The following is a 25,483-nucleotide window of genomic DNA, read 5'->3' on the forward strand; positions in this document are numbered from 1 at the left end:
TTTTTGAAAAAACGATTCAACTACCCTTCAAATATATACTTATTAAATAAAGAATGACTCAAATCTATCAATAAGTTAACAAACTTTAACAAGGCTATGCCTTTCATAAAAAAATCGCCTCCAAAAATGAAGGCGATTTTTTATGTATTTGATTCAATTCTATCCTCGATCTACAAGAGCAGCCATATATTCTCTGTTCATTCTAGCGATGTTTTCAAGAGAAATACCTTTAGGACATTCTACTTCACATGCTCCGGTGTTTGAACAGTTTCCGAATCCTTCTTCGTCCATAGCTTTTACCATGTTCAGCACTCTTCTCTTCGCTTCTACTCTTCCTTGAGGAAGTAATGCATATTGAGAAACTTTAGCTCCTACAAATAGCATTGCAGATCCGTTTTTACATGTTGCTACACAAGCTCCACATCCGATACAAGCAGCGGCATCCATTGCTTTGTCTGCATCTTCTTTTGGAACCGGAATTGCGTTGGCATCCAATGTATTACCGGAAGTATTCACAGAGATGAAACCTCCTGCAGCCATTACTCTGTCGAATGCGCTTCTGTCTACCATCAAATCTTTGATAACAGGGAAAGCAGCACTTCTCCAAGGCTCAATAACGATCGTTTCACCATCTTTAAACATTCTCATGTGAAGCTGACAAGTCGTGATACCAGTATCAGGACCGTGCGCTCTACCATTGATGTAAAGAGAACACATCCCGCAAATTCCTTCACGACAGTCGTGATCGAAAGCGATAGGCTCTTTTCCTTCGTTGATGATGTTTTCATTCAGAATATCCAACATTTCCAAGAAAGAAGAATCTGTAGAAACATCTGATATTTTGTAGGTCTCAAACTGACCTTTAGTTTTGCTATTTTTTTGTCTCCAAATTTTTAGGGTAAGATGAAGGCCTTTTTTTGCACTCATAATTATTTATTTATAGGTTGGAGATTATTTGTAACTTCTTGCTTTAACTTCAATGTTTTCGTAGATCAGCTCTTCTTTATGCAGAACTTCTGTTGTGATATCATCAGTCTGATATTCCCAAGCTCCTACATACTTAAAGTTGACATCGTCTCTTTCTGCTTCACCTTCAGGAGTAGCATGATCTTCTCTGAAGTGTCCGCCACAAGACTCATTTCTGTGTAACGCATCGATAGCCATTAATTGTCCTAGTTCGATAAAATCTGCCACTCTGAATGCTTTTTCAAGCTCAGTGTTCATTCCATCAGCATCACCAGGAACTTTCACGTCTTCCCAGAATTCTTTTTTCACCTGAGCAATTTCAGCAATAGCTTCTTTTAATCCTTCAGGAGTTCTTCCCATCCCCACTTTATTCCACATGATGTGTCCTAGTTTTTTGTGGAAATGATCTACAGAATGTGTTCCTTTATTATTTAAGAAGAAATTTACTTTTCCTTTAATTTCTTTTTCAGCTTCATCAAATGCTGCTGAATTAGTAGGGATAGTTCCCGTTCTGATATCCGCAGAAAGATAATCTGCAATCGTGTAAGGAAGAACGAAATATCCGTCCGCCAGGCCTTGCATCAAAGCAGAAGCTCCCAATCTGTTTGCTCCGTGATCAGAGAAGTTGGCTTCACCAATGACAAAACATCCAGGGATTGTAGACTGAAGGTTATAATCAACCCATACACCACCCATTGTATAGTGAACTGCAGGATAGATTTTCATTGGAGTTTTATAAGGATCATCAGCTGTAATTTTTTCGTACATAACGAACAAGTTACCATACTTCTCCTCAATCCAAGCTTTTCCTAAATCATAAATCTGCTGATCTGTAGGATTATGAATATGTTTTTCGATAGCGGCTTCTTTACCTTTTTTGATGATCTCTGTTGAGAAATCTAAGTAAACACCTTCTTTCGTTTCATTATTTTCGATTCCAAAACCAGCATCACATCTTTCTTTACCAGCTCTAGACGCAACGTCTCTAGGTACTAAGTTTCCGAATGCAGGATATCTTCTTTCTAAATAATAATCTCTATCTTCTTCTTTAATATTTTCAGGTCTCAATTTACCTTCTCTGATGGCTACAGAATCTTCAATTTTCTTAGGAACCCAAATTCTTCCTGAGTTTCTAAGAGATTCAGACATCAAAGTAAGTTTAGACTGCTGCGTTCCATGAACAGGAATACAAGTCGGGTGTATCTGTACATAACAAGGGTTTGCAAAATACGCTCCTTTTTTGTGGATTTTCCAAGCTGCAGAAACATTGGATCCCATGGCATTGGTAGAAAGGAAATAAACGTTTCCGTATCCTCCTGAAGCAATTACTACAGCGTGAGCAGAATGTCTTTCAATTTCACCTGTTACAAGGTTTCTTGCAATAATTCCTCTTGCTTTTCCGTCAACAATAACAAGATCTAGCATCTCGTGACGGTTGTACATCTTGATTCTTCCTTTACCGATCTGACGGCTCATTGAAGAATAAGCACCTAATAATAACTGCTGTCCTGTTTGTCCTTTTGCATAGAAAGTTCTTTTTACCTGAACTCCACCAAATGAACGGTTATCTAGCTGACCGCCGTAATCTCTACCGAAGGGAACCCCTTGCGAAACACATTGGTCAATAATATTTGCAGAAACTTCAGCTAATCTGTAAACGTTGGCTTCTCTTGCTCTATAGTCACCACCTTTGATGGTATCATAAAACAATCTGTAAGTAGAGTCACCGTCTCCCTGGTAATTCTTAGCTGCGTTGATCCCTCCCTGAGCTGCAATAGAGTGCGCTCTTCTTGGAGAATCCTGGTAGCAGAATGCTTTTACATTATATCCTTGCTCAGCTAATGTAGCTGCAGCAGAACCTCCTGCCAAACCTGTACCTACAACAATAATATCAATCTTATCTCTGTTGTTTGGTGCAACAAGGTTCATATGGTCTTTATGATTTTTCCACTTGTCTTTAAGAGGACCCGCTGGAATTCTTGAATCTAATTTACTCATACTAGTATATTGATATTATTGAGTTATAAAATGGTAAACTGCTACGATGATAAATCCTGCAGGAATAATGATTGAATACCATTTCCCGAAAGCTTTGATCACCGGAGTATATTTTGGATGTCTTGCTCCGATTGACTGGAATGAAGACTGAAACCCGTGAGCTAGGTGTAATCCCAATAAAACAAAAGAGATTACATACAGAGCCACTCTCCAAAGATCAGCAAACTTCTCATGAAGCTCGGGCCAGAAACGTTCTGCATCAGGAGTCAATCCGTCTACATACTTGTAATTAATTTCATGCAGCCAGAAATCATATAAGTGAAGCGCCAAGAAAGCTAAAATAACAGCTCCTGAAATAATCATATTTCTGGACATCCATGAAGAATTCACTGATGCGTTGTTTGCTGCATACTTTACCGGACGCGCTTTATTATTCTTGATTTCCAATACAAATCCCATCGCAAAATGGAAAATTACTGCAAAGCCAAGAATAGGCTGCATTAAGAACTGCACAAAAGGATTATAGCCCATAAAGTCAGATGCTGTATTGAACGCATCCTTATTCAGAACTGATAACAAATTGGTTGTCAAATGCAGTATAAGAAAAACCAGCAAAAACAGAGCTGATAATGCCATAGCGTATTTTCTACCTATCGTAGAACTCGTTAAACCTGCCATATAAGTTTAAATTTGAATTTCCCACAAAATTAAGAAATGTTAACAAGATCGAAAAGTGAGAAATCTCACAATTAGACAGTTTGTAATCTTTCTAAATAAGAATGATACACATTATAAGTGGAGGAAAACGTATAAATTGTAGAACATTATTTCAGATCATAAATCTTATCTCTGAAAACGACTTGCTGAGTAGAGGGTAAAAAGGTTTTTATTTCAAAATAATCTACTCTTCTGGAAGCGCAGTAAGGTCTTACAATATACTGTAAAACCTTTGTCTTATTTTCCCTATCCGAAATCCAGAAACAAGCATTATTTCCCTTTTTTATTGAAAAAATTTTACTTTTACTAAAGGCATGAACCAACACTTCTTCTTTCTGATTTTCAGAGATATTGCTTCCAACTCTTATCATCATAAACACGATAACTGCCATCATTAATCTCATAGAATTTTTAAAATTAAATTTTAACATGACCGGCCTTAATAAATAGATAGCTGCTGATACAGAGAGAACCTCTACTCCATTCATAGAGATGTTTTCAAAGAATAATAGGTCTATATCAGCAAACCAATGGATCATTTTCAACAATATCTGAATAACGAAATCATAGATCACATTTATAAGTCCAAAGTCAATTCCAAAGGAAAAAAGAGCAGTCATCAGGAATGAAAAAACGATAATTATTTCGGAAAAAGGAACAATAACAAAATTTGCAATGATGGATATGAATGAAAACTGATGAAAATAATACAATACCAGAGGTAGTGTTGCCATCTGCGCAGATAAAGATAGTGTAATTGTGTTAAACAGAATCTTTTTAACATAATTGTCCTGCTTCGGAAAACACTTCAAAAGAGGCTGATTCAACCAATATATTCCCAAAACAGCCAGAAAGCTAAGCTGAAATCCCACCTCAAAAAGCTGCTGGGTGTCTCCGATTAAAATAAAGAAAGCTGATAATCCCAAGGAGTGAAGCAGATCAGGTTTCCGCTGAAGCAACACAAATATAAAATACACCGTCAGCATGATGCAGGAACGCAAAACAGAATTTCCAAATCCTATGAAAGCAGCAAACAGCCAGATAAAAGATAAACTTAGAATAATCGCATATTTCCTGAATCTCAGAGGAATAAAATGGATCAGTAAAAAGTAAACCATTCCGAAAATAACCACAACATGAGTCCCGGAAATAGCCAAAAAATGAATTAAACCGGACCTATTGAAATCCAGTATAGTATCTGCATCCATTTCTGTACGATCCGCCAGAATAATACCTTTCAAAAACTCTTTGGTTCTCGCAGACATTCCAGCTTTATCAATCTTCTTGAGAACCGTAAGTCTATATTGCCGGAGTTTATCTGTAATTGTCAGATCATCCCGTTCTGCAGATACAATTTCTTTTGAAAGATAAATCTGGTAATCAACATGTCTTCTTTTCAGGTATTGAAAATAGTTAAATTGAAAATCATATTGGGGCGCTTTTGGTGGTGTTATATACCCTTCAGCTTTATAGTAATGAATAAAATCCAGCTCTTGGTGAGTCTTAGGAATATAAAAAATTGAATTTAATACCCCATTTCTTATCCTGGCTGTTCCTTCATACTTTCTATATTTTTCAGTAGAATTTAATTTTTGAGAGATTTTAAAAGTAACGGATTCTTTTTTCTTTACAAGCAAATGAACATCGTTTGAAGAAGTAGTATAACCATGAAGAATAATCCCCGTTCCAAAGAACAAAAGTGCAAGTAAAATAACTTTAATTTTGTGCAGAAAATAAGAATGAAAACATATCGCGGCGAGTATAACCAGGCAAATTGCAATAACTACATAAAATACAATTCCTGACAGTACCATCTTATCCTGAAAAAGAATTCCAAGAATAAAAAATAGTACCAGAATAAGGAGAGGCTGCTTTTGCAATTTCAATTAATTATCCTTGGAAAATAGATAATTATTACTTAAATAACCTCCTCTTCAACAACCAAATAACAACTTAAAACACCATCAAAGGAATTAATAGAGAACCTGATTTTTTGCTATGTAAAATCTATTTATATTAAAAAAATAAAAGTCTGAAACAATGGTTCCAGACTTTCTTGTATTTCTTGTTTAAGCTATTCTATTTCTTGAGAAAACTTTCTATCAGCTTACTTTGTATTTCCATAAGTTTAGCAAGCTGTTCCTGATTTTTCAGAATACTCTCTAATAATTCCGGCAACTGCATGTTGAAAACAGGATTGTATTGATTGGCAGCAGCAACAGCGTGATCGCTAAATTCATTATTTGTCATGATATTATTAGCACTATCAATAAGTAAATCGTTAATATCAACCTCTAATTCTTTTGCTATTTTATTCAGCAGTAAAGAGTTGGGAATATTTTTATCAGACTCTATATTGGAAATAGTAGTCTGTGTAGTATCTAAACGTACTGCCAAGTCTTCCTGAGACCAGTTTCTGGCTTCCCTGTATTGCTTTACTCTTGTACCTATACTCATTTTAAAATGAATTTTTATCAAAAAAAAAATTCTTTTGATGTAGGAAGGTAGAAAAATATATTTTTGTATAAAATCACACCGATGTGATAAAATTTGTATATTTAAAATCTAAAAAAACAAAATTTATGATGAAAAAAATAACCCATTGGTTGCTGCTGCTGGCAATCATAACCTCTTCCCTTTCTTCCTGTATTCATGATGAAACCTCATCTGCTTCTGAGGCCTCTATCTTATCAAAAGAGTACACTTCAAAAAGTCTCTGGAAGGAAGATGAAAAATACATTAAAAATGTAAAGAAAATATTTGAGACCTATTCAGATCCCAATTATTTCAAAGCCAAACATGGTGAAGTTGCCTGGAATTATGCAACAACAGCAGGTGATGAAAGTTTCCTTGAAGTTCCTGTTATAAAAGACAGAAAGGTGAATTTTACTCTCGTAGTAAAAAGAGAAGGAGACAGAGTCTTTTTCAAAATGGATCCTAATGAAAAATCTAAAAAGTTTTTTGACCTATTGGTTTTTAAAAACAGGGAAAATCTTTCCGGGGCATTTAAAGAAAACACAGGAAATGCACAAAGTAAGAACAGCTGCGTCACTATTTATAAAACAGTAACCTGGACAGATACTATATCAGGAGCCATTCTACAGGTTGATCATTTTGTAGAAATGCATTGCTCACCAGCCGGGCCTTACTTAGAATGCATGGATATGTCTCCCGATTCACAATGTGGTGGTGGAAGCGGTGGTGACGGCGGCAGTGGCGGTGGTGGTGGCGGTGGTGGTGGTAACGGTGGTTACCCATATACACAAGAACAGCAGGATCTTGCTGACTATTGTAAAATAGTAAGAGAACAAAGGCAAAATACCTTATTTCAAAATAATATAAGTAATTTAGAAAACAATACCGCCTTAAAAAAAGAAACCGGATATATCCAGAGAACAAATGGCTCTTACACGTATAAAGATGCTGCGACACAAACAGAAAATAAAAATAGTCTATCACTTCCAAACGCAACTTTACAAGCAAATAAAGATATAATGGGATATCTTCATACGCACGTTAACGATCATACTTATACTGATGAAAACGGAGACGAAGTAATAAGAAAAGGTATAAAAATGTTTTCTCCTGCTGATGTGGCATATTTTATGGATATGCTAAAAAATGCTCATAATGCAGGAAGACCTTTATCAGAAGTCTATGCTGTAATGGTTACAAGTACAGGAAACTACCAGATTCGATTTACAGGAAATCAATATCAAATCAAAAACTTTACTGAAGCTCAAATTGACATCTTACGCGAGCAATATAAAACTGATATGTTAAAGTCCACTGATTTGGAGCTAACTTTCTTAAGATTCATAAATGACAGAATGAGTGTAAAGGCTGTAAATCTTTATAAGATGGATGCTTCTAATAATACAAATTATGAATTAAGACTAACACCTGATAATAACAAAATGACAACCGGATGTGCCGGATTATAAAAATATAAATTATGAAAAATATTTTAAGTATTATATGCCTTGCCGTTTTTACAGGCTGTATAGGTCAAACTGTCTCTCTTGAAACGATGGCACAATGCACTTTATCAACCCAAACATGTCCAAATGCCTCCTATGTAAAAGATATTAATAATTCCCTGAATAAATATATTGGCACTTGGAAAGGCAATAGAGATGGCAAAAATTATGAATTTAATTTTATCAAAAAAGAAAATGTGGGGGAAAATCAAAAATGGGATATGCTTATTGGAAGGGTAAAAATAACCAACGCTAATGGTGTCGTAGAATATGATAATTTTAATACTCCTGAAACTGAAATCAAGTTTACTGGATTTAATTTTCAGAAAGATTTAAAAGCTTATTTAATGAACTTCTCCGGTAATAAATCGGGATGTATTGATTATGGATTCTTATATCTTAGAATAAAATCTGAACCAAACAAAATGACCGTTCTGTTTCTACCTGATTATGATATAGTAACCCAAGATTGCTCGAATTTTACTACAACTATGCCAGCTGAAAAAGTTATAAGTTTAACAAAACAATAAATAAGAAACCACTTTTCAGCGGTTTTTTGAATTGACATTTTAATTGATAGCAATAAGATATGAAAAGCCGATGAAAAATATTCTAAGTATTATATGCCTTGCCGTTTTTACAGGCTGTATAGGACAAACTGTCTCTCTTGAAACAATGGCACAATGCACTCCCTCTCAAACATGCCCTAATGCCTCTTATGTAAAAGATATTAATAATTCCCTGAATAAATATGTCGGCACATGGAAAGGAAATAGAGATGGTAAAAATTATGAATTTAATTTTATCAAAAAAGAAAATGTTGGGGAAAATCAAAAATGGGACATGCTTGTTGGAAGAGTAAAAATAATAAATGCTAATGGTGTCGTAGAATATGATAATTTTAATAAACCTGATACTGAAACTAAATTTACTGGTTTTAATTTTCAGAAGGACTTAAAAGCATATTTAATGTACTTTCTTGGCGGTAAGATTGGATGTATTGATTATGGATATGCATACGTGCGGATAAAACCAGAAACACCAAATCAAATGAGCATTAATTTTTCATCCGGATAATGATATTGTGACCCAGGACTGTAGTAACTTTAAAACTACTCCTCCAGATAATAAGATCATACATCTAACAAGACAATAAAAAAATAAACCGCTTTTCAGCGGTTTATTTTTTTTCCAGAAATTTATCCGTCAAACGCTTCGTTTCTTTGATATAAAATAAGGAATCTTTCCCATAATCTTCATATTTGAAGTTCCCCACTTTTTTAGGGATAGCCGGTTCTATTTGTGTGCCTTCATGCCATTCGTTGAATGATGTAATTCCGATGAAATCCGGGTTTACTTTGATGGCAGCCTCAAACATATTTTCGTAATACTTACCACCATTTCTGCTTTTGAAATTCGCTTCGTTCCATGGACGTATTCTTGTATCGGAATAGCCTGGGCCTACGCAAGGAATAAAAATCAGATGATGCTCATTGGCATATTTTGATAAGAAATCCCAATTAGCTGTTGTGCTTCCATATACAAAACCTTCGCTGGCAAAATAAGTGTAGAAACCATCAAAACCGGATGAATCAAAAAATTTCGCATCGTCTTTTTCAACCCACAGCCCAATGTAAAGGGCATCTAAATCTGTATTTCTAACCGTTTTTTCTCCTTCTCTGGATAATATTTTCACCCATTCTTCTTTAGGAATTTTATAGCTGTCATATACATAAAACAATGGTTTCCCATCTTTTTTATAGAAAGCATGGTGTTGAGAATAGGTTTTTATAAGATAAGAAAGCTGTTCTTTCAACTCTGAAGTGGTTTTGTAGAACGGCTCAATGTGAAATGCAATTTTTAAATCAAAACGATCCGCGATATCCAGGTATTTGATTAGACTTTTATCGGTAAAAGAATCTTTCCCCAACCAGCTGACTACAACTACCCCTACACCGGATTCTTTGATCATCTCCATATGTTTTTCAATGATCTTCGTGTCATTGGAACTATAATTTCCAAGGGCAGGATAAAAATTAGCCCCAATATCATCGCCCCCTTTATGGTGCCCCAGATTATTCCACTTCGGATTACTCCAGTGAGGAATGATCTCATGGTTCCAGTGTTGATAACTTCCGTCATTTGCTGGATTTCCGTACCATCCGTAATAGAATATCTGGACTTTATCTCTTGAGCTGTTCTGCTGGGCAAAACTTTTTGAGAAAAACAATGTAAATGCTAATAATAAAAGAAAGCGGACAGAATAATTCATAGTTAAAAAGCAGATTAAATTCTTAGATGTTCAATAACATTTATACCTTTAAAATTACCTCAGCAGCATGCTCACTGGCTCCTTTTCCACCCAGTTTTTCTCTTAAAAGAGTATAATCATTCAGGACCTGTTCTCTTTTTTCTCCGGTGAGGATTTTGTGAAGTTCTGCTACCAGATTTTTAGTATCCAGATCATTCTGGATCAATTCTTTAACAACTTCTCTATCCATGATCAGATTGACAAGGGAAATGTAATTGATATTTTTAACTAATCTTTTAGCAATAGCATAAGAAATTTTGCTTCCACGATAGCAAACTACTTCAGGAATATTCAGCAGGGCGGTTTCCAGTGTCGCTGTTCCGGAAGTCACAAGAGCAGCTTTGGAGCACCTCAGCAAATCATACGTTCTATTGGATACAAAATGAACATTGTCATCCACATATTTCTGATAAAATTCTTTAGGAAGACTAGGGGCACCGGCAATGACAAACTGATAGTCTTTAAAATGAGGCCGCACGGAAAGCATTATTTCAAGCATCTTCTCAACCTCTTGTTTTCTAGAACCGGGTAAAAGGGCAATAATTTCTTTTTCGTTCAGTCCGTTTTCCGATTTGAATTTCTCAGTGCTGATTTCTTTCAGATCAGAAATAGCATCCAGCAGAGGGTGACCTACAAAATGGGAATGCACTCCATGTTTTCTGTAAAACTCTTCTTCAAAAGGAAGAATTACCATCATTTCATCCACATATTTCTTAATCGTCTCTACCCTGCCTTCTTTCCAGGCCCAAAGTTGTGGAGAAATATAATAAACGACTTTGATTCCCAATTCTTTGGCAAATCTGGCAATCCTCAGATTGAAACCAGGATAATCTACCAAAATCAAAACATCGGGTTTATTATTGAGAATATCTTCTTTACATATTTTAATATTATTCAGAATTGTGCGTAGGTTCATCACCACTTCCAGGAATCCCATAAAAGCCAGGTCCCGATAATGTTTTACCAGTGTTCCGCCCTGAGCTTTCATCAGATCACCACCCCAGAATCTGAATTCTGCATTCGGATCCTTTTGCTTTAAGGCTTTCATTAAGTTGCTGCCGTGCAAATCACCGGAAGCTTCTCCTGCAATAATGTAATACTTCATTTCTATAGTAAGGATAGAGAACAAATTAAAATAGATATGATCTTAATTCGTAAATTTGTTCAAAGATAATGATAAAAAATGTCAGAAGAATTTGAAATACGGAATAAAGTTGCAGAAAGCGGCCTTATCAATTTTGACCTTACCACTTTACTTCCAAAGGGGGAAAGAAAAGGAATTGACCTTAAAGATTTCCTTTTTCAGGAAATGATCCTGAAAGAAAAAGATTTTCGTGAAAAGGTAGATGCCATCGATATTGAACAATACAAAGATACTTATATATACATCTACAATTCTGTAGATACTATTATCCCGCTTTGGGCTTATTTTGTATTAACAGCAAAGATAACCGACGTTGCAAAAAAAGTAGTGTTTGGAAACCGTGAGGATCTTGAGGTTATTTTAATGCACAATGCCATCCAGACTCATGATTTTGAGGAGATGAGAGGAAAAAGAGTCCTTGTAAAAGGCTGTTCAGACAAAGAAATTCCGGAAAATGCTTATATAGAGTTGGTAGAACAGCTAAAACCTATTGTAAAATCTCTGATGTTCGGAGAAGCTTGTTCTAATGTCCCTATTGTAAAGAATTAATATGAACAAATATTTATCAGCTGTATTTTTGTTCATTATTTTTCTTGGGATTTATTACGTTGGAAGTTTTTCAAAAATTCCTTTCGCAGACTGCGTAGGATTCGTTCTCTCAGCAGAAAAAGAAGAATGGGCAATCGTGGCTGATGCTACAAGTCATTTTCTATATATAAATACCGTCATTTTAATTAAAAACCTGATCGGTATGAATGCCATTGAGGCAAGCAGATTCTTGGTTGTCTCTTCAGGGGCGGCAACTGTTTCTGTTATTTATCTCACTGTAAAAAATATTTCAAAAACAGAATGGGCATCCCTTACGGCTGCTTTTGTTTTCGGTTTCAGTTTCTCATTTTGGAGAAATGCGGAAATAGTGGAAGTATATACCTATAACTCTCTCTGGGTAAGCCTTTTTTTCTTTTCAGTTATAAAAAGTTTTACAGAAAATAAAAAGATTTATATATTGCTTAGCAGCCTGTTTTTAGGAATCAGCTTATGGGTTCATATTCAAAACATTTTGCTAATACCCGCTTTACTGATCTTTTTATTTTATTTCAGAAACGAAAGAAAATATGCGATGGCTTCATTATTTATTTTTGCAGTATTGTTTGGTTCTTTATTTATTTTAAATATTTCCCAGGGGTTGCCTTTCAACTCACCATATAGCTCTGATCAGGGAACCTGGGTAGAAGATTCATTGAAAAAAAGTACAATTCAGTATGTGAAAGATTTTTTCCAATCTTTTGTTTACCTGATATATAATTTTAATCTATTTACCTATTTCGGAGTCGCAGGTATTCTGCTTTTGTACAAGACTCATAGGAAAATGTTTATTGTCTTTGCTGTCGGAGCAGTATGTGTATATGGGTTTTCTACGTTTTATGCCGTATCAGATAATTACGTTTTCTTTTTACCCTTCAATATAATTTTTGCCTTGTCAATCGGGTATGGTCTTTCTTCTGCAAAGTATACCCGTTTAAGAAATTTTTCATGGGTATGCCTATTGATTCCTGTGGGGTACCTTCTCTTTTACAACGTTCTGCTTTTAACAGGTAAGGGAAAGGAATTTCATGCATTTAAGGAGTACAAAGGCGGTCTGAACTACTATGCTCTTCCATGGATGAATAACAATGTAGGTATTCTGGAGTTCACTATTGATAAGAAGCAGGCTCCTGAACCTATTCAATGGATGACAATAAGTGCTCTAGAATACATAAAGGTGTTAAAAAGCAAAGGCTATACAGAAGAACAGATCAGAAAACTTTAACAATAATTATGAGAGGCGGTCATTTTACGAGGCATATTTTTTGATAACTTTGGTTCACTTAATACTTAATAAACACAAAAAATGAGTTTAATCGACCTACTTACAGGGAACACAGGCAATCAGGTTGCTGAACAAGCTGAGAACAAATTCGGAATCAGCAAAAATCAGGTAATCGCCTTATTAGCAGTAGCTACCCCTCTTATTATTTCTTATCTTAGGAATAAGTCTCAGGATGCTAAAGAAGCAGAAGCTTTAAACAGCGCTTTAGATAAAGACCATAACGGAAGTATCTTGAACGACGCTTCTCAGATTGAAGCCAGACAGAATGAAGGAGGATCTATTCTTGGTCATATTTTTGGTGATCAGAAAAGTACTGTTGAAAATCAATTGTCACAGAATACTGGAATTTCAATAGATAAAATTGGCCCTATTCTGGCGATGCTGGCACCCGTAGTAATGGGTTATATTGGACAGCAGAAACAGCAGAGTAATGTAGGAGCAGGTGGCTTAGGAGATCTTTTAGGAGGAATTCTGGGGAATGCTTCCAACCAGGCTCAGACTCAGCAGTCTAATCCTTTAAATGACATTCTTGGAAGTGTTTTAGGAAGCGGCGGACAATCTCAATCATCAGGAAATCCACTGAATGATATACTAGGAAGTGTATTGGGTGGAGGAAACCAACAGCAACAAGGCGGCGGCGGTTTAGGCAGCATCCTTGGTAATATTCTTGGAGGAAAATAATTAATTTAATTTCATAAAAAAAGACCGGAGAGATGATCTTCGGTCTTTTTTATTTTTGATTACTTTTTAGATTTTTCTTCAGAAGCGGCAAAAGATTTTGAGGCTTTTTTAGGTCTTCTTTTACCATAACTTCCGGAATTGATTTTTCCTCTTCTTGATTTTTTGTCTCCTTTTCCCATAGTAATATGTATTTGTTATCCTACGAATTTAAAGAATACAGTTCTAAAATACAATTAATGAAGCTGTTAAAGTTTTATAAATTAAGAAGGGAAGCTCGAGGAGGGAGGCTGGAAGTAACTCTTAGGTGGCTATTTTCAATTCTCTGTCATCAGGTCAATACCTCTTGTTTATAAAGGATATTTTAGATATTTCAGACCTGTAGTACTTCCCTCTCTTCTAAACTTTTATGGTTTTCCATTTTCCTTTTTTAAATAAAATAAATGCCACTACTGTAATCAATGTTTCTGCCGCAGGAATTGAAATAAAAACACCCTTTGGACCCATATCCAGGTGCTTCGATAAAAAATACGCTAACGGAATCTGAAACAACCAGAAGCCAAAAAGATTCACCCATGTAGGTGTCCAGGTATCACCAGCTCCATTAAAGGCATTGATCATTACCATACCGATTCCATAGAAAATAAATCCTGTACTCATGATCTGAAGAGCATTTTTAGCAAAGTCTTTGATGGCTGGATCCTGAGTGAAAAAACCGACTAGGAAATCACCCATAAAAATAAATATCAGGCTTACCAACAACATAAAGATGGCATTATATTTTATGGTTTTCATCACCGACTGTTCTGCTCTCAACATTTCATTGGCTCCCATATTCTGTCCTACCAATGTAGAGGCTGCATTACTCAGTCCCCAGGCTGGAAGTATAAAGAACATCATCAATCTTAAAGCAGTCTGATAACCTGCTGAGGCATTTTCGCCTCCTGTTGTCGCCACAAGCTCTGCAAGAAAGATCCAGCTGCATGAAGCAATGACAAACTGAAAAATTCCCGGTGTTGCAATTTTTACAATGGATTTGATTAATTCAGAGCTCGGTTTAAAATAAGAAAATTTAATACGAATCTGGGTGTCAGCAACTAAAAGATGGTATAACTGGTAAATAACCCCGATACTGCGGCCTATTGTTGTTGCCAAAGCAGCTCCGGTAAGTCCTAAAGCAGGAACAGGTCCTAAACCCCTGATCAGGATCGGACAAAGAATAATATTGGCAATATTCGCTATCCATAAACTTTTCATGGCGATCATCGCATTTCCCGCACCTCTGAAAATACCATTAATTAAAAATAAAAGCATAATAATCGTACTGCTCCCCATCATAATTCTGGTAAAATCCTTTCCATAGGCTGCTGCTTCTGGTTTTGAGCCCATCAGTATCAGAATTTCTTCAGCATAAACCACTCCCAGTAAACTTAAAATAAAAGTAATAATAAAGGAGACCAGCAATACCTGCGCAGCACTTCTGGAAGCCTGTTCCGGATTTTTCTCACCAATTCGTCTTGCCACCAAAGCTGTTGCCGCCATACTCATCCCAATCGCAATAGAGTACATTATAGAAAGTACAGATTCGGTGAGCCCTACCGTCTGAATTGCAAAACCACTTTCTTTCAAATGGCCGACAAAATAGAGGTCAACTAGGGCAAATACAGATTCCATAGCCATTTCCAACATCATGGGAATCGCTAAAAGCAGGACAGCACTTCTGATATTCACTTTCGTAAAATCGGTTTCTTCACCACTGAACGCTTTTTTTAAAAATTCGATATATCTTGTCATGATCTCTTTTAGTTTACTTAGCAAAAGTATTCATTCAAAAGCTATGAAAAGTTGGCATATGAAAAGTTTTTTAATTACTGCTGAATACTGATTACTCCTGTAAAAAGCTCAAATCAAAAAAATAAATAAAATTCACAATAAATATTTATCGTATTACGATAAATATTTATACATTTACAACAATTAAAAATTATAATTGCATGAAATTAATTGGTGAAAAATCAGCCTCCACAGTTTTAAATAAAATTCTGCTGGTAGTTTCAATAGTACAGCTGCTGTATTTAGGTTATTTAATTTTTGGATTCATTGTAGCATATCTCAATATATACCAAGGGACACACTATTTATCCGATACTTTTAAAACCGGAGATTTAAACAATGAAGTCTCAAAAACAGCTGCTGATTCATTAGCCTTTGAATTCAGCATGCCATTAACCGGCTCTGTAATCAGAGGAAACTATACGCTGTATACCTTTATTTCAATTATATTTTTCATTGGGTTTTACAGTCTGTTTACTTTTTATCTGTTCAGAATTTTCAAAGGAATGAGCAAAGAGATTATTTTTAATATAAGAGTAATCCGGGACCTCAGACTATTTTCCATCCTCAATATAATTTTCATCCCGGTTTATTGTGCCGTTTTATATTTCATGGATAAATCTGTATATAGCATAGATCCGATGTTTATATTACTTCACCTCACCTTAGGAATCATGATCCTTTTCATAATGGAGTTTTTTAAAAAGGGGTATGAATTACAAACAGAAAATGACTTAACAATATAATTATGCCGATCATTATCAATATTGATGTAATGCTTGCAAAAAGAAAAATGCAGTCCCAGGAATTGGCCGAAAAAATAGGGATTACACAGGCCAACCTATCCATTTTAAAAAACGGAAAAGCCAAAGCTTTAAAAATTTCAACGTTAGAAGCCATCTGTACGGCACTGGATTGCCAGCCTGGTGATATATTAGAATTTAAACCTTAAAATCAATAATATGAAACTCAATTTAGCCTTAAGAACAATCATTTTGACATTGGTTGTATTTTCAACATTTACAAGTGCTCAAGAATTGACTAATGAACACAAACAAATGTTGAAGTATGATAATACCGCTTATTTTAATACTCTGATCAATAAAAATAACATCAATACCTGTTATCAGATTGAAAACAACACCTATACTTTATTAGGCTTAGCCATTAAAATGAATAGTAAAGAGATATTCCAAAAACTGATTGATGAAAAAGCAGATTTGGACAAAGTATGTGATGGAAAGACCCCCTTGATGTTTGCCGCAAAATATGGAAATACAGAATTCACAAAGAAACTCCTGGCCAACGGAGCAAAAAAAGAGATTAAAACATCAGCAGGTTACACTGCTATGGATTATGCCCGAAAATATGAGAAACCAGAAATCATTAAGCTTTTGGAGTAATTTTTAATTCAGGATATTCAAAAACATTAGTTTTGCAATTCTATAATGAATACGAGAATAATCTGATTAATAGAATGATAATTATTAACAAAACTTAGCAATTGGTAATAAAATTTAATTTAGATTTGTATATTCTTAAAAATTATCCTTATGAAAAAAATAATCTCTACTATCTTTCTATTTGGAATTTTACTGTCTGGCAGCATGCTTTCTGCCCAGAAGATGACTCAGGAAAAGATGAAAGCCATTTATTCTGATGATATAGCAACATTTAAAAAACAATTTGCCCCGGGAGATTACAACAAATGTTTCCTCGTTGGAGATATACTTTATTCACCACTTGGTTTCAGTGTAATGTCTGACAGAAAAAACATTATCAACTATCTGCTGGCCAATAAAGCCAATGTTAATAAAAAATGTCAGAACAGAACACCTCTTGAAGTAGCTGATGCAACAAAAGGTACTGAAGAAATAAAGAAAATTCTGATAGAAAAAGGCGGTAATAGAGATTAAAAAACCTGAAAACAATATACGAAACTTCCGAAAGGAAGTTTTTTTTATTTATAAAACCTGCAAAAATCTTATCTTTGCCAACGAAAAATTCAAGGTTCGGAATTGAACCTTAAACATTGAACTTTAAACAAATAATTATGTTTCGATCACACACCAACGGAGAGCTATCTCTGAAAAATCTGAATGAAGAAGTTACACTATCAGGATGGGTACAAACTATCCGTGACAAAGGATTTATGATTTGGGTAGATCTTCGAGATCGTTACGGAATTACCCAGCTGGTTTTTGATCAGGAGCGTTCTTCTGCACAATTGATGGAAGAGGCTAAAAAATTGGGACGTGAATTTGTGATTCAGGCTACCGGAAGAGTTATTGAAAGAGTGAGCAAAAACCCTAATATTCCTACTGGGGAAATTGAGATTCTTGTAGAAAAACTGACTATTCTGAATGAATCTCAGCTGCCACCTTTTACTATTGAAGATGAAACAGATGGTGGTGAGGAATTGAGAATGAAATACCGTTATCTGGATATCAGAAGAAATCCGGTAAAAGATAAACTGATCTTCCGTCACAAAATGGCACAGAAAGTAAGAAATTATTTATCTGAAGAAGGTTTCATTGAAGTGGAAACACCTGTTTTGATCAAGTCTACTCCGGAAGGAGCAAGAGACTTTGTTGTACCGAGCAGAATGAATCCGGGCCAGTTTTACGCATTGCCACAATCTCCACAAACTTTCAAACAACTTTTGATGGTAGGTGGAATGGATAAATATTTCCAGATTGTAAAGTGTTTCCGTGATGAGGATTTAAGAGCCGACAGACAGCCGGAATTTACACAAATCGACTGTGAAATGGCTTTCGTAGAGCAGGAAGATATCATGAATGTATTCGAAGGAATGACTAAAACTCTTATTAAAGATATTACAGGTCAGGAGTTCGGAGATTTTCCAAGAATGACTTTCGCAGATGCGATGAGAAAATACGGAAATGACAAACCGGATATCCGTTTCGGAATGGAGTTCGTAGAACTGAACGAGCTGGTAAAAGGAAAAGACTTTAAGATATTTGATGATGCAGAATTGGTTGTCGGAATCAATGTAGAAGGATGTGCAGAATATACAAGAAAGCAGATTGATGAACTTGTTGATTGGGTAAAGCGTCCTCAGATTGGAGCTTCAGGAATGGTTTGGGCAAAATTCCAGCAAGATGGAGTAAAAACCTCATCCGTTAACAAATTCTACAATGAAGAAGATCTGGCGAAAATCATTGAGAAATTCGGAGCAAAAGAAGGAGACTTAATGCTTATCCTTTCCGGAAACGAAAATAAAGTAAGAGCTCAGCTTTCTGCATTGAGAATGGAGCTTGGAAACCGTTTGGGATTAAGAAAAGGAAATGTATTCGCACCACTTTGGGTAGTTGACTTCCCTCTATTGGAATTTGATGAAGAAAGTGGACGTTACCATGCAATGCACCACCCTTTCACGTCTCCAAAACCTGAAGATATCCATTTATTGGAAACAGATCCAGGAAAAGCAAGAGCAAACGCTTACGATATGGTTCTGAACGGAAATGAAATCGGAGGAGGATCTATCAGAATTTTTGATAAAGATCTACAGTCTAAAATGTTTGATCTGTTAGGATTTACCAGAGAAGAAGCTGAAGCTCAGTTTGGATTCCTGATGAATGCTTTCAAATACGGAGCTCCGCCGCACGGAGGTTTAGCATTCGGGTTTGACCGTTTGGTAGCAATCCTTGACGGAAACGAAGTCATCAGAGACTATATCGCTTTCCCTAAGAACAATTCAGGACGAGATGTTATGATCGATGCGCCTGCTTCGATTGCTGATGCACAGCTCGATGAATTAGAATTAAAATTGGACTTAAAAGCATAAATGTAAAGCGGGGTATTTACCCCGCTTTTTTATATTCCAAATTACTGGAGAATTTATTAGTGCTTTATACTGACCATATTATTTTTGAAAAATAATATTCTTGATCCTTATATATTCCAGTACACTTTATTAATTTATTAATAGAATAAGCTTTTTGTTAGTATAATATATAGTTTTTAAGCACTATATCAAATATTCGTGAAATAACTTAATTTAAAATTTAATAGTAAAAAATAAAATACAACAAACGGATTAACGAAATAAATACACATATTGAATAAAAACACAATAAAATAATCATTATATTATGTTATATACAATCATAATTTTTTATTAATATATTTATAACATACAGCTGAATTATAATGAGAACTTAATCAAACTTAGGAATTGATCTATTTTACGATCTTTTGAGTATGGTAATAATATAGCTGTTCATATTTTAAAAATTTAGCCAACCAACCAATATTAAATAATATGAAAAGCAAACTATTACTCCTATCAGGATGCCTTGTTTTGGCATTGAATTCATGTAGATCGGACATTGAAAATCCACAAGCAGATTCTATGGATCCTACAACGACGAAACTAGAAAATGCAAAGATTCACAAATTATTAATTAACGGAACTTACACGTATGTCAATGAAGTAAATGGTGAATATTTTTATGCAGATGATATTACTATCAGCTCCGAGCAATTTGATAAATTAAAGATGCAGGCCAATTCTGAAATGTCAACAGTTGGGAAAAGCACTATTGTAAGCTCTTTTATTAAGACATGGCCAAATGCAACAGTCTATTATACATTACCCAGCCAAGGAAGTCTGAGCACTCAGAATTATAATACGTTCCTTACCAATATCAACAAAGCGTTTGATATGATTTCTTCTCAAACCAGTGTTCAGTTTGTTGAACGTACCAATCAAACAGAATACATCACCTTTACCTATACAACGAGCAACAGCTCTCCACTTGGATGGCAGAAAAACAGAGTTAATGGTATTAAAATCTATAATATTACTTATCCCGCAATTATTGCTCACGAAGTAATGCACTCTATGGGAATCATGCATGAGCAGTGCCGTCCGGACAGAGATCAGTATATTATTGTAGATGTTAACAAAGCAACAGAAGGAAGCCGTCATAACTTTAACCTTTACAATGATTACGCAGGGCATGGAGCATTTGATTTCGGTTCAGTTATGATGTATCAATCTACGGACTTTGCTATAAACCCAAGTCAGCCAGTAATGACTAAGCTGGACGGATCCACATTTACCAAGCAAAGAACAGGATTGTCTGCCGGTGATTATGCCGGAATAAATCATTTGTATGGACCTGTTAATGCGAGTTCTGCAGTCAACGGAACTTATACAATGACAACTTCTTTAGCGAGTGATAAAAATGTAGATATTTCCGGAAGTTCCACAACAGACGGGACCAGCATAATTCTCTATTCAGCTTCTACAGGAAATAACCAGAAATTTACGTTCAGCAAATCGGATCATGGGTATTATATCATCAAATCTATATTGGATCCTACAAAGGTACTAACCGTAAAAAGTAATGGGACAACGAATGGAACAGCTGTTGAATTAAGAACCAACTCTAATACAGATTCTCAGAAATGGTTATTATTCAATCTGGGAAATAATGGCTTTGGATTCGCTCCTAAAAATGCTCCAGCGCTGAGATTAGAGGTAAAGAATGGCCTAACAACTAATCTTACCCCTATTGTAATCGGCACTACGGATCAAACAGTTCAGCCTTCTACAAAGCAACGCTTTATACTTACAAAAGTTAACTAAACTTTTTCATCCCAATAAAGAGGTTAGAAAATAAATTTCCAAGAGCAGATCTAATGATTGGCGCGCCTGCTTCTATTGCAGATACGCAGCTCGATGAACTGGAATTACAATTGAATTTAAAAGCATAAATTTAAAGCGGGGTATTTGCCCCGCTTTTTTATATCTCAATAGAAAATTCGACAGATGAATACATCAGAGGAAAAGACAAGCAATCCACTCCCGAAAAACAAAAAATGGACGCCATGGACCACCGCAGTCGCCATCATCTGGTTAGTTGGTCTTTTTTTCTTATTTCACGGAATCGGCTATTCAAAATATAAAGATAGTTTAGATTTTAAAGCAGGTTATTTTGTAATCGGAATTCTTATTCTTGCTCCTGTTTATTATTACATTCATTCTATTATTGCAAGTGAAAAAGGATTTCCGCTAGAAAATTTCAATAAAGACCTTATCATTCAGGATATAAAACGGTACAAAATCTGTGGGCATGTAGATTTGAGAAATGCAATAATAGAAAATTTTGTTTTTGGTGTAGGAAAAGACCAAAATGATTATGTTAATATTTCTTACAACAAAGCAGGCATTGAATTTATAAAAACCAAAATCACCGTAGAATATACGGAAGGGAACTCTACCCGACTGCTTACAGCATTTACAAATGTTGATAAGATAACTTTAAAAGAAATTTTTAAGAATCAGCACTTTTCAACAACGGTCTACTTTGACAAATATATTCCCGGAAATTACTATCTTGATCTTGAGTTTCTTCAAAACTGGAAAAAATAAAAGCGGAAACTCAATCCCGCTTTCTTTATTTGTAAAAAAATTATTTCATTTTTATCATCTGCTCTCTTCCCGGCCCCGTCGAAAGGTATGCCACCGGAATTCCCAATTCAACCTCTAAAAATGATAAAAACTCCATTAATTCTTGTGGCAATTCTGAAGGGCTTTTCATCGTAGAAAAATCAGCGTCCCATCCATTCATCCATTTTAATATAGGTTTTCCATTTTCCGGAAGTATACCCGAAGCGGCTATTGTTTTGCCATCTTCCAATTCATAATGAGTACAAACGGCAACTGATTTCAATCCGCTTAATACATCAGCTTTCGTCAGAACCAGCTGAGTTACGCCGTTGATCATTACTGCATATTTTAAAGCAGGTAAATCCAGCCAGCCTGTTCTTCTCGGGCGTCCTGTATTGGAACCAAACTCATTTCCTTTTGTTCTGATCTCTTCACCTAATTCATCAAATAACTCTGTCGGAAAGACACCGTTTCCTACTCTAGTACAGTAGGCTTTAGCAATTCCAAAGATATCACCGATCTTTTTCGGTGAAATACCTAATCCACTACTGGCTCCTGCAGCTGTTGTTGAAGAAGAAGTAACGTAAGGGTAGGTTCCGTGATCAATATCCAGCATGGCTGCCTGAGATCCTTCTGCTAATATTGTTTTTCCTTCTGTTAAAGCGTTATTCAAATATATTTCCGTTTCAGTACATTTGAATCTCTTCAGAAAATCTACGGCTTCGAAAAACTCATTGCTGATCTCTTCCAAAGAAGGAAGCTCCATATTTCCTGCTGCAAGCATTTTGTAATCCCTCTCTAAAGTATGCTGCACTCTGCTTTTAAAGTCGGGAGCAAACATATCTCCTATTCTGAGATTCTGTCTTAGAATTTTATTTGAATACGCCTGCGCAATTCCGTTTTTGGTTGTTCCAATAGTTGTATAATCAGAACTCTCTTCCATAAAAATATCCAGAAGTTTGTGAGTAGGCAGTACAAAGTGAGCCTTTAATGAAATAATGATATTGGTTTCCGGCTGAACCGTTTCATCAAATGACTGAAGATTTATAATTTCTTTTTTAAAACTTACAGGATCCAATACAGTTCCCGTTCCAATAACATTTTGTACTCCTTTCATAAAGATTCCCGAAGGGATCATTTTAAGGGTAATTCTTCGTCCATTTCGTTCTATGCTATGCCCAGCATTAGAGCCGCCATTAAAACGTGCTGTAATGTCATAATTCTCACTGATCAGATCGATAAACTTTCCTTTTCCTTCATCTCCCCACTGCAGTCCTAATACAATATCCATATTCGTACTTTAATTTTATGAGGCAAAGCTATGACAGTCAATGAGAAAGACCATTGTCATTTGACAAAAAGAGATTAGAAGAAAAATGATAGCCAGATATCAGAGCTTAGAATCCTCAATATTACTTTTACAGTAACATCATCAATAATTCTAAATTATATTTCTCCTGATCCGGCTCAATGATGAGGGAGTAACCCCAAGATAAGAGGCCAGCATAGATTGTGGAACCCTATTGGCGAGGCCGGGATAATGATTTAAAAAATGAATATAACGGGATTTCGCATCCTGATTCAGCATGATACTCGCTACCTTCAGTTTATTCTCCACGACAAATGCATGGATTCTGGTAAATAAAACCGGCCATACTGCAATTTTCTCCTCCAGTATTTTAAGATGTTTAAGATCGATTACCAGCAATACAGCATCGGTAATAGCTTCAATATCTTCATGAGCAGGAAGTTGGTCCGTAAAACCCTGAAAATCTCCGATAAACCTTCCTTCATAGATGAAATACCTGGTAAAATCATCACCCTGTTTATTATAATACAAAGACCGGAAAACGCCTTCTTTCACAAAAGCAATTCTTTGGCTCACCTTTCCTGCTTCTATAAAAGGATGTCCTTTCTTTACAGTGATTTCCTGAATTCCTTCAGCAATCAAAAGTTCATCCTGAGGATTCAGTGTCCCGAATTTTTTGATATAATTAAAAAGCTCTTCCATATTTTTTTGTAACCACGGATTACGGAAATATAAAGGTATAAAAGTCGGAGCTAAAAACAATTGTCATTTGACAAAAAGCCGGTTAAAGGTACCACACAGGCCTCCAACGGCATGTTAATTGCTTGATTTTTAAAAACGTAAGACAATGAAAGCAATTTGGAATGGTGCCATTGGCTTTGGTTTAGTCAACATTCCTGTTAAAATTTATTCGGCAACGGAAACCACAAAACTGGATCTCGATATGCTCGACAAATCTGATTTTTCCAATATCCGTTTCAAAAGAGTAAATGAAAATACGGGAAAAGAAGTAAAATGGGAAAATATCGTCAAAGGTTATCTCATGGACGACAAATATATCGTTCTCGATGAGGAAGATTACGAAGCTGCAAGCCCCGAAAAGACAAAGATACTTTCTATTGACCAGTTTGTAAAGGAACTGGAAGTAGACAGTGTGTATTTTGAAAACCCTTATTATCTGGAACCTCAGAAAAATGGAGAAAATGCCTACAGACTTTTACTGAAAGCTCTTGAAAAAACAGCGATGGTAGGAATCGGAACATTTGTGCTCCGTGACACTGAAGCCATTGGAATGATACGTCCCTACAATGACGAAATACTGGTCCTGAACCGCCTGAGATTTCAACAGGAAATAAGGGACTATGCAGATTTAAAAATTCCCGCTCAAAAAGCTCCGAAACCGGCAGAACTTAAAATGGCAGTTAACCTTATTGAGCAGCTTTCCCAGGAATTTGATCCTGCTATGTACAAAGACACCTATTCTGATGAACTGATGAAGATCATCAAACAGAAAGCAAAAGGCAAAAATATAAAAGCCAAAAAAGTACAGCCTGCAAAAGAAGGTAAAGTAATTGATCTCATGGCACAGTTAAAAGCCAGTTTGAACACCTCGAAATCCAAATCCGCATCGTAATGGCTCTCCAAGATTATCAGAAAAAAAGAAAGTTCGATGAAACCAGCGAACCTAAAGGAAAAACGAAGAAAAGCAAAGAAAAATTGATTTTTGTGATTCAGAGACACGCTGCCTCCAGACTTCATTATGATTTCCGGCTTGAAATGGAAGGTGTACTGAAAAGCTGGGCCGTACCCAAAGGTCCTTCTTTAGATCCAAAAGATAAACGTCTGGCCATGATGGTGGAAGATCATCCCTATGATTATAAGGATTTTGAAGGGAATATCCCTGAAGGAAATTATGGTGCCGGACAAGTGGAAGTCTGGGACAGCGGAACTTATGAGCCTTTGGAAGAAAACACCAAGCTTTCTGATGAAAAAGAGCTGCTGAAAGAATTGCATGCCGGTTCTTTAAAATTCATTTTACATGGTAAGAAACTGAAAGGTGAATTTGCTTTGGTTAAAATGAAAAACACAGAGGACAATGCATGGCTGCTCATCAAACATAAGGATGAATTTACAGAAAGCCCATATGATGCTGAAGAAAACACCTCACCAAAATCTTTGGTTACCCAATTTCTAGAGGAAAAAAAAAGTCTAAAAATAAAAGAAAAAAAGAGATAGTAACCTCTCAAAGACCGTTCA

Annotated in this window: 26 protein-coding genes; 15 read left to right on the top strand and 11 right to left on the bottom strand. The window is 35.6% G+C overall.

All coding sequences use genetic code 11. From position 1 onward, the window contains the following. Positions 1-159: 159 nt before the first annotated feature. From AC07UM_RS09325 to AC07UM_RS09345, 5 genes are all read right to left on the bottom strand, one after another. On the bottom strand, positions 160-927 hold the full coding sequence (locus AC07UM_RS09325) for a succinate dehydrogenase/fumarate reductase iron-sulfur subunit (RefSeq protein WP_494682192.1): 768 nt from the start codon (positions 925-927) through the stop codon (positions 160-162). 24 nt (positions 928-951) lie between these two features. Next, complete coding sequence (locus tag AC07UM_RS09330) at positions 952-2,964, bottom strand: fumarate reductase/succinate dehydrogenase flavoprotein subunit (protein WP_494682193.1); 2,013 nt, start codon at positions 2,962-2,964, stop codon at positions 952-954. Positions 2,965-2,979: 15 nt separating this feature from the next. Further along, positions 2,980-3,642 carry a succinate dehydrogenase cytochrome b subunit gene (locus AC07UM_RS09335; RefSeq protein WP_103232034.1) on the bottom strand — a complete coding sequence of 221 codons (663 nt, stop codon included), beginning with the start codon at positions 3,640-3,642 and terminating at the stop codon, positions 2,980-2,982. Between the two features lie 146 nt (positions 3,643-3,788). Then, positions 3,789-5,561 (bottom strand): ComEC/Rec2 family competence protein, encoded by a 1,773-nt coding sequence (locus AC07UM_RS09340; protein WP_494682194.1) that lies wholly within the window; start codon positions 5,559-5,561, stop codon positions 3,789-3,791. 199 nt (positions 5,562-5,760) lie between these two features. Then, on the bottom strand, positions 5,761-6,138 hold the full coding sequence (locus AC07UM_RS09345) for a helix-turn-helix domain-containing protein (protein ID WP_494682195.1): 378 nt from the start codon (positions 6,136-6,138) through the stop codon (positions 5,761-5,763). A 125-nt stretch (positions 6,139-6,263) separates the two neighbouring features. Here AC07UM_RS09345 and AC07UM_RS09350 point away from each other — a divergent pair, with 125 nt between their 5' ends. The 3 genes from AC07UM_RS09350 to AC07UM_RS09360 all read left to right on the top strand — a co-directional run bounded on the left by AC07UM_RS09350 (position 6,264) and on the right by AC07UM_RS09360 (position 8,738). After that, complete coding sequence (locus AC07UM_RS09350) at positions 6,264-7,625, top strand: hypothetical protein (protein ID WP_494682196.1); 1,362 nt, start codon at positions 6,264-6,266, stop codon at positions 7,623-7,625. An 11-nt stretch (positions 7,626-7,636) separates the two neighbouring features. After that, on the top strand, positions 7,637-8,191 hold the full coding sequence (locus AC07UM_RS09355; RefSeq protein ID WP_494682197.1) for a DUF6705 family protein: 555 nt from the start codon (positions 7,637-7,639) through the stop codon (positions 8,189-8,191). Between the two features lie 70 nt (positions 8,192-8,261). Beyond that, a complete protein-coding gene (locus tag AC07UM_RS09360) occupies positions 8,262-8,738 on the top strand; it encodes a DUF6705 family protein (RefSeq protein ID WP_494682198.1) in 477 nt (158 codons plus the stop codon). 103 nt (positions 8,739-8,841) lie between these two features. Here AC07UM_RS09360 and AC07UM_RS09365 read toward each other — a convergent pair whose 3' ends face one another. Both AC07UM_RS09365 and lpxB read right to left on the bottom strand, forming a co-directional pair. Then, entirely contained in the window at positions 8,842-9,933 is a 1,092-nt protein-coding gene (locus tag AC07UM_RS09365) for a glycoside hydrolase family 99 protein (protein WP_494682199.1), read from the bottom strand. Between the two features lie 40 nt (positions 9,934-9,973). Then, on the bottom strand, positions 9,974-11,077 hold the full coding sequence (gene lpxB, locus AC07UM_RS09370; protein ID WP_494682200.1) for a lipid-A-disaccharide synthase: 1,104 nt from the start codon (positions 11,075-11,077) through the stop codon (positions 9,974-9,976). A 78-nt stretch (positions 11,078-11,155) separates the two neighbouring features. Here lpxB and AC07UM_RS09375 point away from each other — a divergent pair, with 78 nt between their 5' ends. From AC07UM_RS09375 to AC07UM_RS09385, 3 genes are all read left to right on the top strand, one after another. Continuing rightward, positions 11,156-11,665: a DUF2480 family protein gene (locus tag AC07UM_RS09375; RefSeq protein ID WP_494682201.1), complete on the top strand. Its 510-nt coding sequence runs from the start codon at positions 11,156-11,158 to the stop codon at positions 11,663-11,665. A gap of 1 nt (position 11,666) precedes the next feature. Beyond that, positions 11,667-12,926 (top strand): protein O-mannosyl-transferase family, encoded by a 1,260-nt coding sequence (locus AC07UM_RS09380; protein WP_494682202.1) that lies wholly within the window; start codon positions 11,667-11,669, stop codon positions 12,924-12,926. 81 nt (positions 12,927-13,007) lie between these two features. Then, positions 13,008-13,667, top strand: a complete 660-nt coding sequence (locus AC07UM_RS09385; RefSeq protein ID WP_494682203.1) for a DUF937 domain-containing protein — start codon at positions 13,008-13,010, stop codon at positions 13,665-13,667. A gap of 59 nt (positions 13,668-13,726) precedes the next feature. Here AC07UM_RS09385 and AC07UM_RS09390 read toward each other — a convergent pair whose 3' ends face one another. Next, complete coding sequence (locus tag AC07UM_RS09390) at positions 13,727-13,846, bottom strand: 30S ribosomal protein THX (RefSeq protein ID WP_065119703.1); 120 nt, start codon at positions 13,844-13,846, stop codon at positions 13,727-13,729. Positions 13,847-14,063: 217 nt separating this feature from the next. Beyond that, the gene (locus AC07UM_RS09395) at positions 14,064-15,458 is read right to left on the bottom strand and encodes an MATE family efflux transporter (protein ID WP_494682204.1); all 1,395 of its coding nucleotides are present in this window, start codon (positions 15,456-15,458) and stop codon (positions 14,064-14,066) included. 200 nt (positions 15,459-15,658) lie between these two features. Here AC07UM_RS09395 and AC07UM_RS09400 point away from each other — a divergent pair, with 200 nt between their 5' ends. The 7 genes from AC07UM_RS09400 to AC07UM_RS09430 all read left to right on the top strand — a co-directional run bounded on the left by AC07UM_RS09400 (position 15,659) and on the right by AC07UM_RS09430 (position 21,900). Further along, on the top strand, positions 15,659-16,243 hold the full coding sequence (locus tag AC07UM_RS09400; RefSeq protein WP_494682205.1) for a DUF2975 domain-containing protein: 585 nt from the start codon (positions 15,659-15,661) through the stop codon (positions 16,241-16,243). Positions 16,244-16,245: 2 nt separating this feature from the next. Continuing rightward, on the top strand, positions 16,246-16,449 hold the full coding sequence (locus AC07UM_RS09405; protein ID WP_077418859.1) for a helix-turn-helix domain-containing protein: 204 nt from the start codon (positions 16,246-16,248) through the stop codon (positions 16,447-16,449). A gap of 10 nt (positions 16,450-16,459) precedes the next feature. Beyond that, positions 16,460-16,900, top strand: a complete 441-nt coding sequence (locus AC07UM_RS09410; RefSeq protein ID WP_494682206.1) for an ankyrin repeat domain-containing protein — start codon at positions 16,460-16,462, stop codon at positions 16,898-16,900. 150 nt (positions 16,901-17,050) lie between these two features. Next, complete coding sequence (locus AC07UM_RS09415) at positions 17,051-17,413, top strand: ankyrin repeat domain-containing protein (RefSeq protein WP_494682207.1); 363 nt, start codon at positions 17,051-17,053, stop codon at positions 17,411-17,413. Positions 17,414-17,550: 137 nt separating this feature from the next. Then, positions 17,551-19,305, top strand: a complete 1,755-nt coding sequence (aspS, locus tag AC07UM_RS09420) for an aspartate--tRNA ligase (protein ID WP_494682208.1) — start codon at positions 17,551-17,553, stop codon at positions 19,303-19,305. A 477-nt stretch (positions 19,306-19,782) separates the two neighbouring features. Then, positions 19,783-21,114 carry a M12 family metallopeptidase gene (locus AC07UM_RS09425; protein WP_494682209.1) on the top strand — a complete coding sequence of 444 codons (1,332 nt, stop codon included), beginning with the start codon at positions 19,783-19,785 and terminating at the stop codon, positions 21,112-21,114. A 183-nt stretch (positions 21,115-21,297) separates the two neighbouring features. Further along, the gene (locus tag AC07UM_RS09430; protein ID WP_494682210.1) at positions 21,298-21,900 is read left to right on the top strand and encodes a hypothetical protein; all 603 of its coding nucleotides are present in this window, start codon (positions 21,298-21,300) and stop codon (positions 21,898-21,900) included. A 40-nt stretch (positions 21,901-21,940) separates the two neighbouring features. On the opposite strand, the gene AC07UM_RS09435 is transcribed toward AC07UM_RS09430, so the two are convergent. Then, entirely contained in the window at positions 21,941-23,209 is a 1,269-nt protein-coding gene (locus AC07UM_RS09435; RefSeq protein WP_494682211.1) for an adenylosuccinate synthase, read from the bottom strand. Positions 23,210-23,359: 150 nt separating this feature from the next. Beyond that, a complete protein-coding gene (locus AC07UM_RS09440; RefSeq protein WP_494682212.1) occupies positions 23,360-23,929 on the bottom strand; it encodes a Crp/Fnr family transcriptional regulator in 570 nt (189 codons plus the stop codon). A 145-nt stretch (positions 23,930-24,074) separates the two neighbouring features. Between AC07UM_RS09440 and ku the strand changes: the two genes are divergently transcribed. Together ku and AC07UM_RS09450 are read left to right on the top strand one after the other, a co-directional pair. Further along, complete coding sequence (ku, locus tag AC07UM_RS09445; RefSeq protein ID WP_494682213.1) at positions 24,075-24,860, top strand: non-homologous end joining protein Ku; 786 nt, start codon at positions 24,075-24,077, stop codon at positions 24,858-24,860. After that, the gene (locus AC07UM_RS09450) at positions 24,860-25,462 is read left to right on the top strand and encodes a DNA polymerase ligase N-terminal domain-containing protein (protein ID WP_494682214.1); all 603 of its coding nucleotides are present in this window, start codon (positions 24,860-24,862) and stop codon (positions 25,460-25,462) included. The genes ku and AC07UM_RS09450 overlap by 1 nt, the downstream gene beginning before the upstream one ends. Positions 25,463-25,483: the final 21 nt, after the last annotated feature.

It is taken from the genome of Chryseobacterium sp. GW821-FHT04C04 (assembly GCF_059420365.1).

Coding starts and splice junctions, on each gene's coding strand:
- AC07UM_RS09410 (WP_494682206.1), top strand. CDS start 16,460: ATGAAACTCAATTTAGCCTTAAGAACAATCATTTTGACATTGGTTGTA.
- AC07UM_RS09380 (WP_494682202.1), top strand. CDS start 11,667: ATGAACAAATATTTATCAGCTGTATTTTTGTTCATTATTTTTCTTGGG.
- AC07UM_RS09415 (WP_494682207.1), top strand. CDS start 17,051: ATGAAAAAAATAATCTCTACTATCTTTCTATTTGGAATTTTACTGTCT.
- ku (WP_494682213.1), top strand. CDS start 24,075: ATGAAAGCAATTTGGAATGGTGCCATTGGCTTTGGTTTAGTCAACATT.
- AC07UM_RS09330 (WP_494682193.1), bottom strand. CDS start 2,964: ATGAGTAAATTAGATTCAAGAATTCCAGCGGGTCCTCTTAAAGACAAG.
- AC07UM_RS09350 (WP_494682196.1), top strand. CDS start 6,264: ATGATGAAAAAAATAACCCATTGGTTGCTGCTGCTGGCAATCATAACC.
- AC07UM_RS09440 (WP_494682212.1), bottom strand. CDS start 23,929: ATGGAAGAGCTTTTTAATTATATCAAAAAATTCGGGACACTGAATCCT.
- AC07UM_RS09450 (WP_494682214.1), top strand. CDS start 24,860: ATGGCTCTCCAAGATTATCAGAAAAAAAGAAAGTTCGATGAAACCAGC.
- AC07UM_RS09430 (WP_494682210.1), top strand. CDS start 21,298: ATGAATACATCAGAGGAAAAGACAAGCAATCCACTCCCGAAAAACAAA.
- AC07UM_RS09325 (WP_494682192.1), bottom strand. CDS start 927: ATGAGTGCAAAAAAAGGCCTTCATCTTACCCTAAAAATTTGGAGACAA.
- aspS (WP_494682208.1), top strand. CDS start 17,551: ATGTTTCGATCACACACCAACGGAGAGCTATCTCTGAAAAATCTGAAT.
- AC07UM_RS09345 (WP_494682195.1), bottom strand. CDS start 6,138: ATGAGTATAGGTACAAGAGTAAAGCAATACAGGGAAGCCAGAAACTGG.
- AC07UM_RS09375 (WP_494682201.1), top strand. CDS start 11,156: ATGTCAGAAGAATTTGAAATACGGAATAAAGTTGCAGAAAGCGGCCTT.
- lpxB (WP_494682200.1), bottom strand. CDS start 11,077: ATGAAGTATTACATTATTGCAGGAGAAGCTTCCGGTGATTTGCACGGC.
- AC07UM_RS09390 (WP_065119703.1), bottom strand. CDS start 13,846: ATGGGAAAAGGAGACAAAAAATCAAGAAGAGGAAAAATCAATTCCGGA.
- AC07UM_RS09435 (WP_494682211.1), bottom strand. CDS start 23,209: ATGGATATTGTATTAGGACTGCAGTGGGGAGATGAAGGAAAAGGAAAG.
- AC07UM_RS09335 (WP_103232034.1), bottom strand. CDS start 3,642: ATGGCAGGTTTAACGAGTTCTACGATAGGTAGAAAATACGCTATGGCA.
- AC07UM_RS09405 (WP_077418859.1), top strand. CDS start 16,246: ATGCCGATCATTATCAATATTGATGTAATGCTTGCAAAAAGAAAAATG.
- AC07UM_RS09400 (WP_494682205.1), top strand. CDS start 15,659: ATGAAATTAATTGGTGAAAAATCAGCCTCCACAGTTTTAAATAAAATT.
- AC07UM_RS09355 (WP_494682197.1), top strand. CDS start 7,637: ATGAAAAATATTTTAAGTATTATATGCCTTGCCGTTTTTACAGGCTGT.
- AC07UM_RS09360 (WP_494682198.1), top strand. CDS start 8,262: ATGAAAAATATTCTAAGTATTATATGCCTTGCCGTTTTTACAGGCTGT.
- AC07UM_RS09365 (WP_494682199.1), bottom strand. CDS start 9,933: ATGAATTATTCTGTCCGCTTTCTTTTATTATTAGCATTTACATTGTTT.
- AC07UM_RS09395 (WP_494682204.1), bottom strand. CDS start 15,458: ATGACAAGATATATCGAATTTTTAAAAAAAGCGTTCAGTGGTGAAGAA.
- AC07UM_RS09425 (WP_494682209.1), top strand. CDS start 19,783: ATGAAAAGCAAACTATTACTCCTATCAGGATGCCTTGTTTTGGCATTG.
- AC07UM_RS09385 (WP_494682203.1), top strand. CDS start 13,008: ATGAGTTTAATCGACCTACTTACAGGGAACACAGGCAATCAGGTTGCT.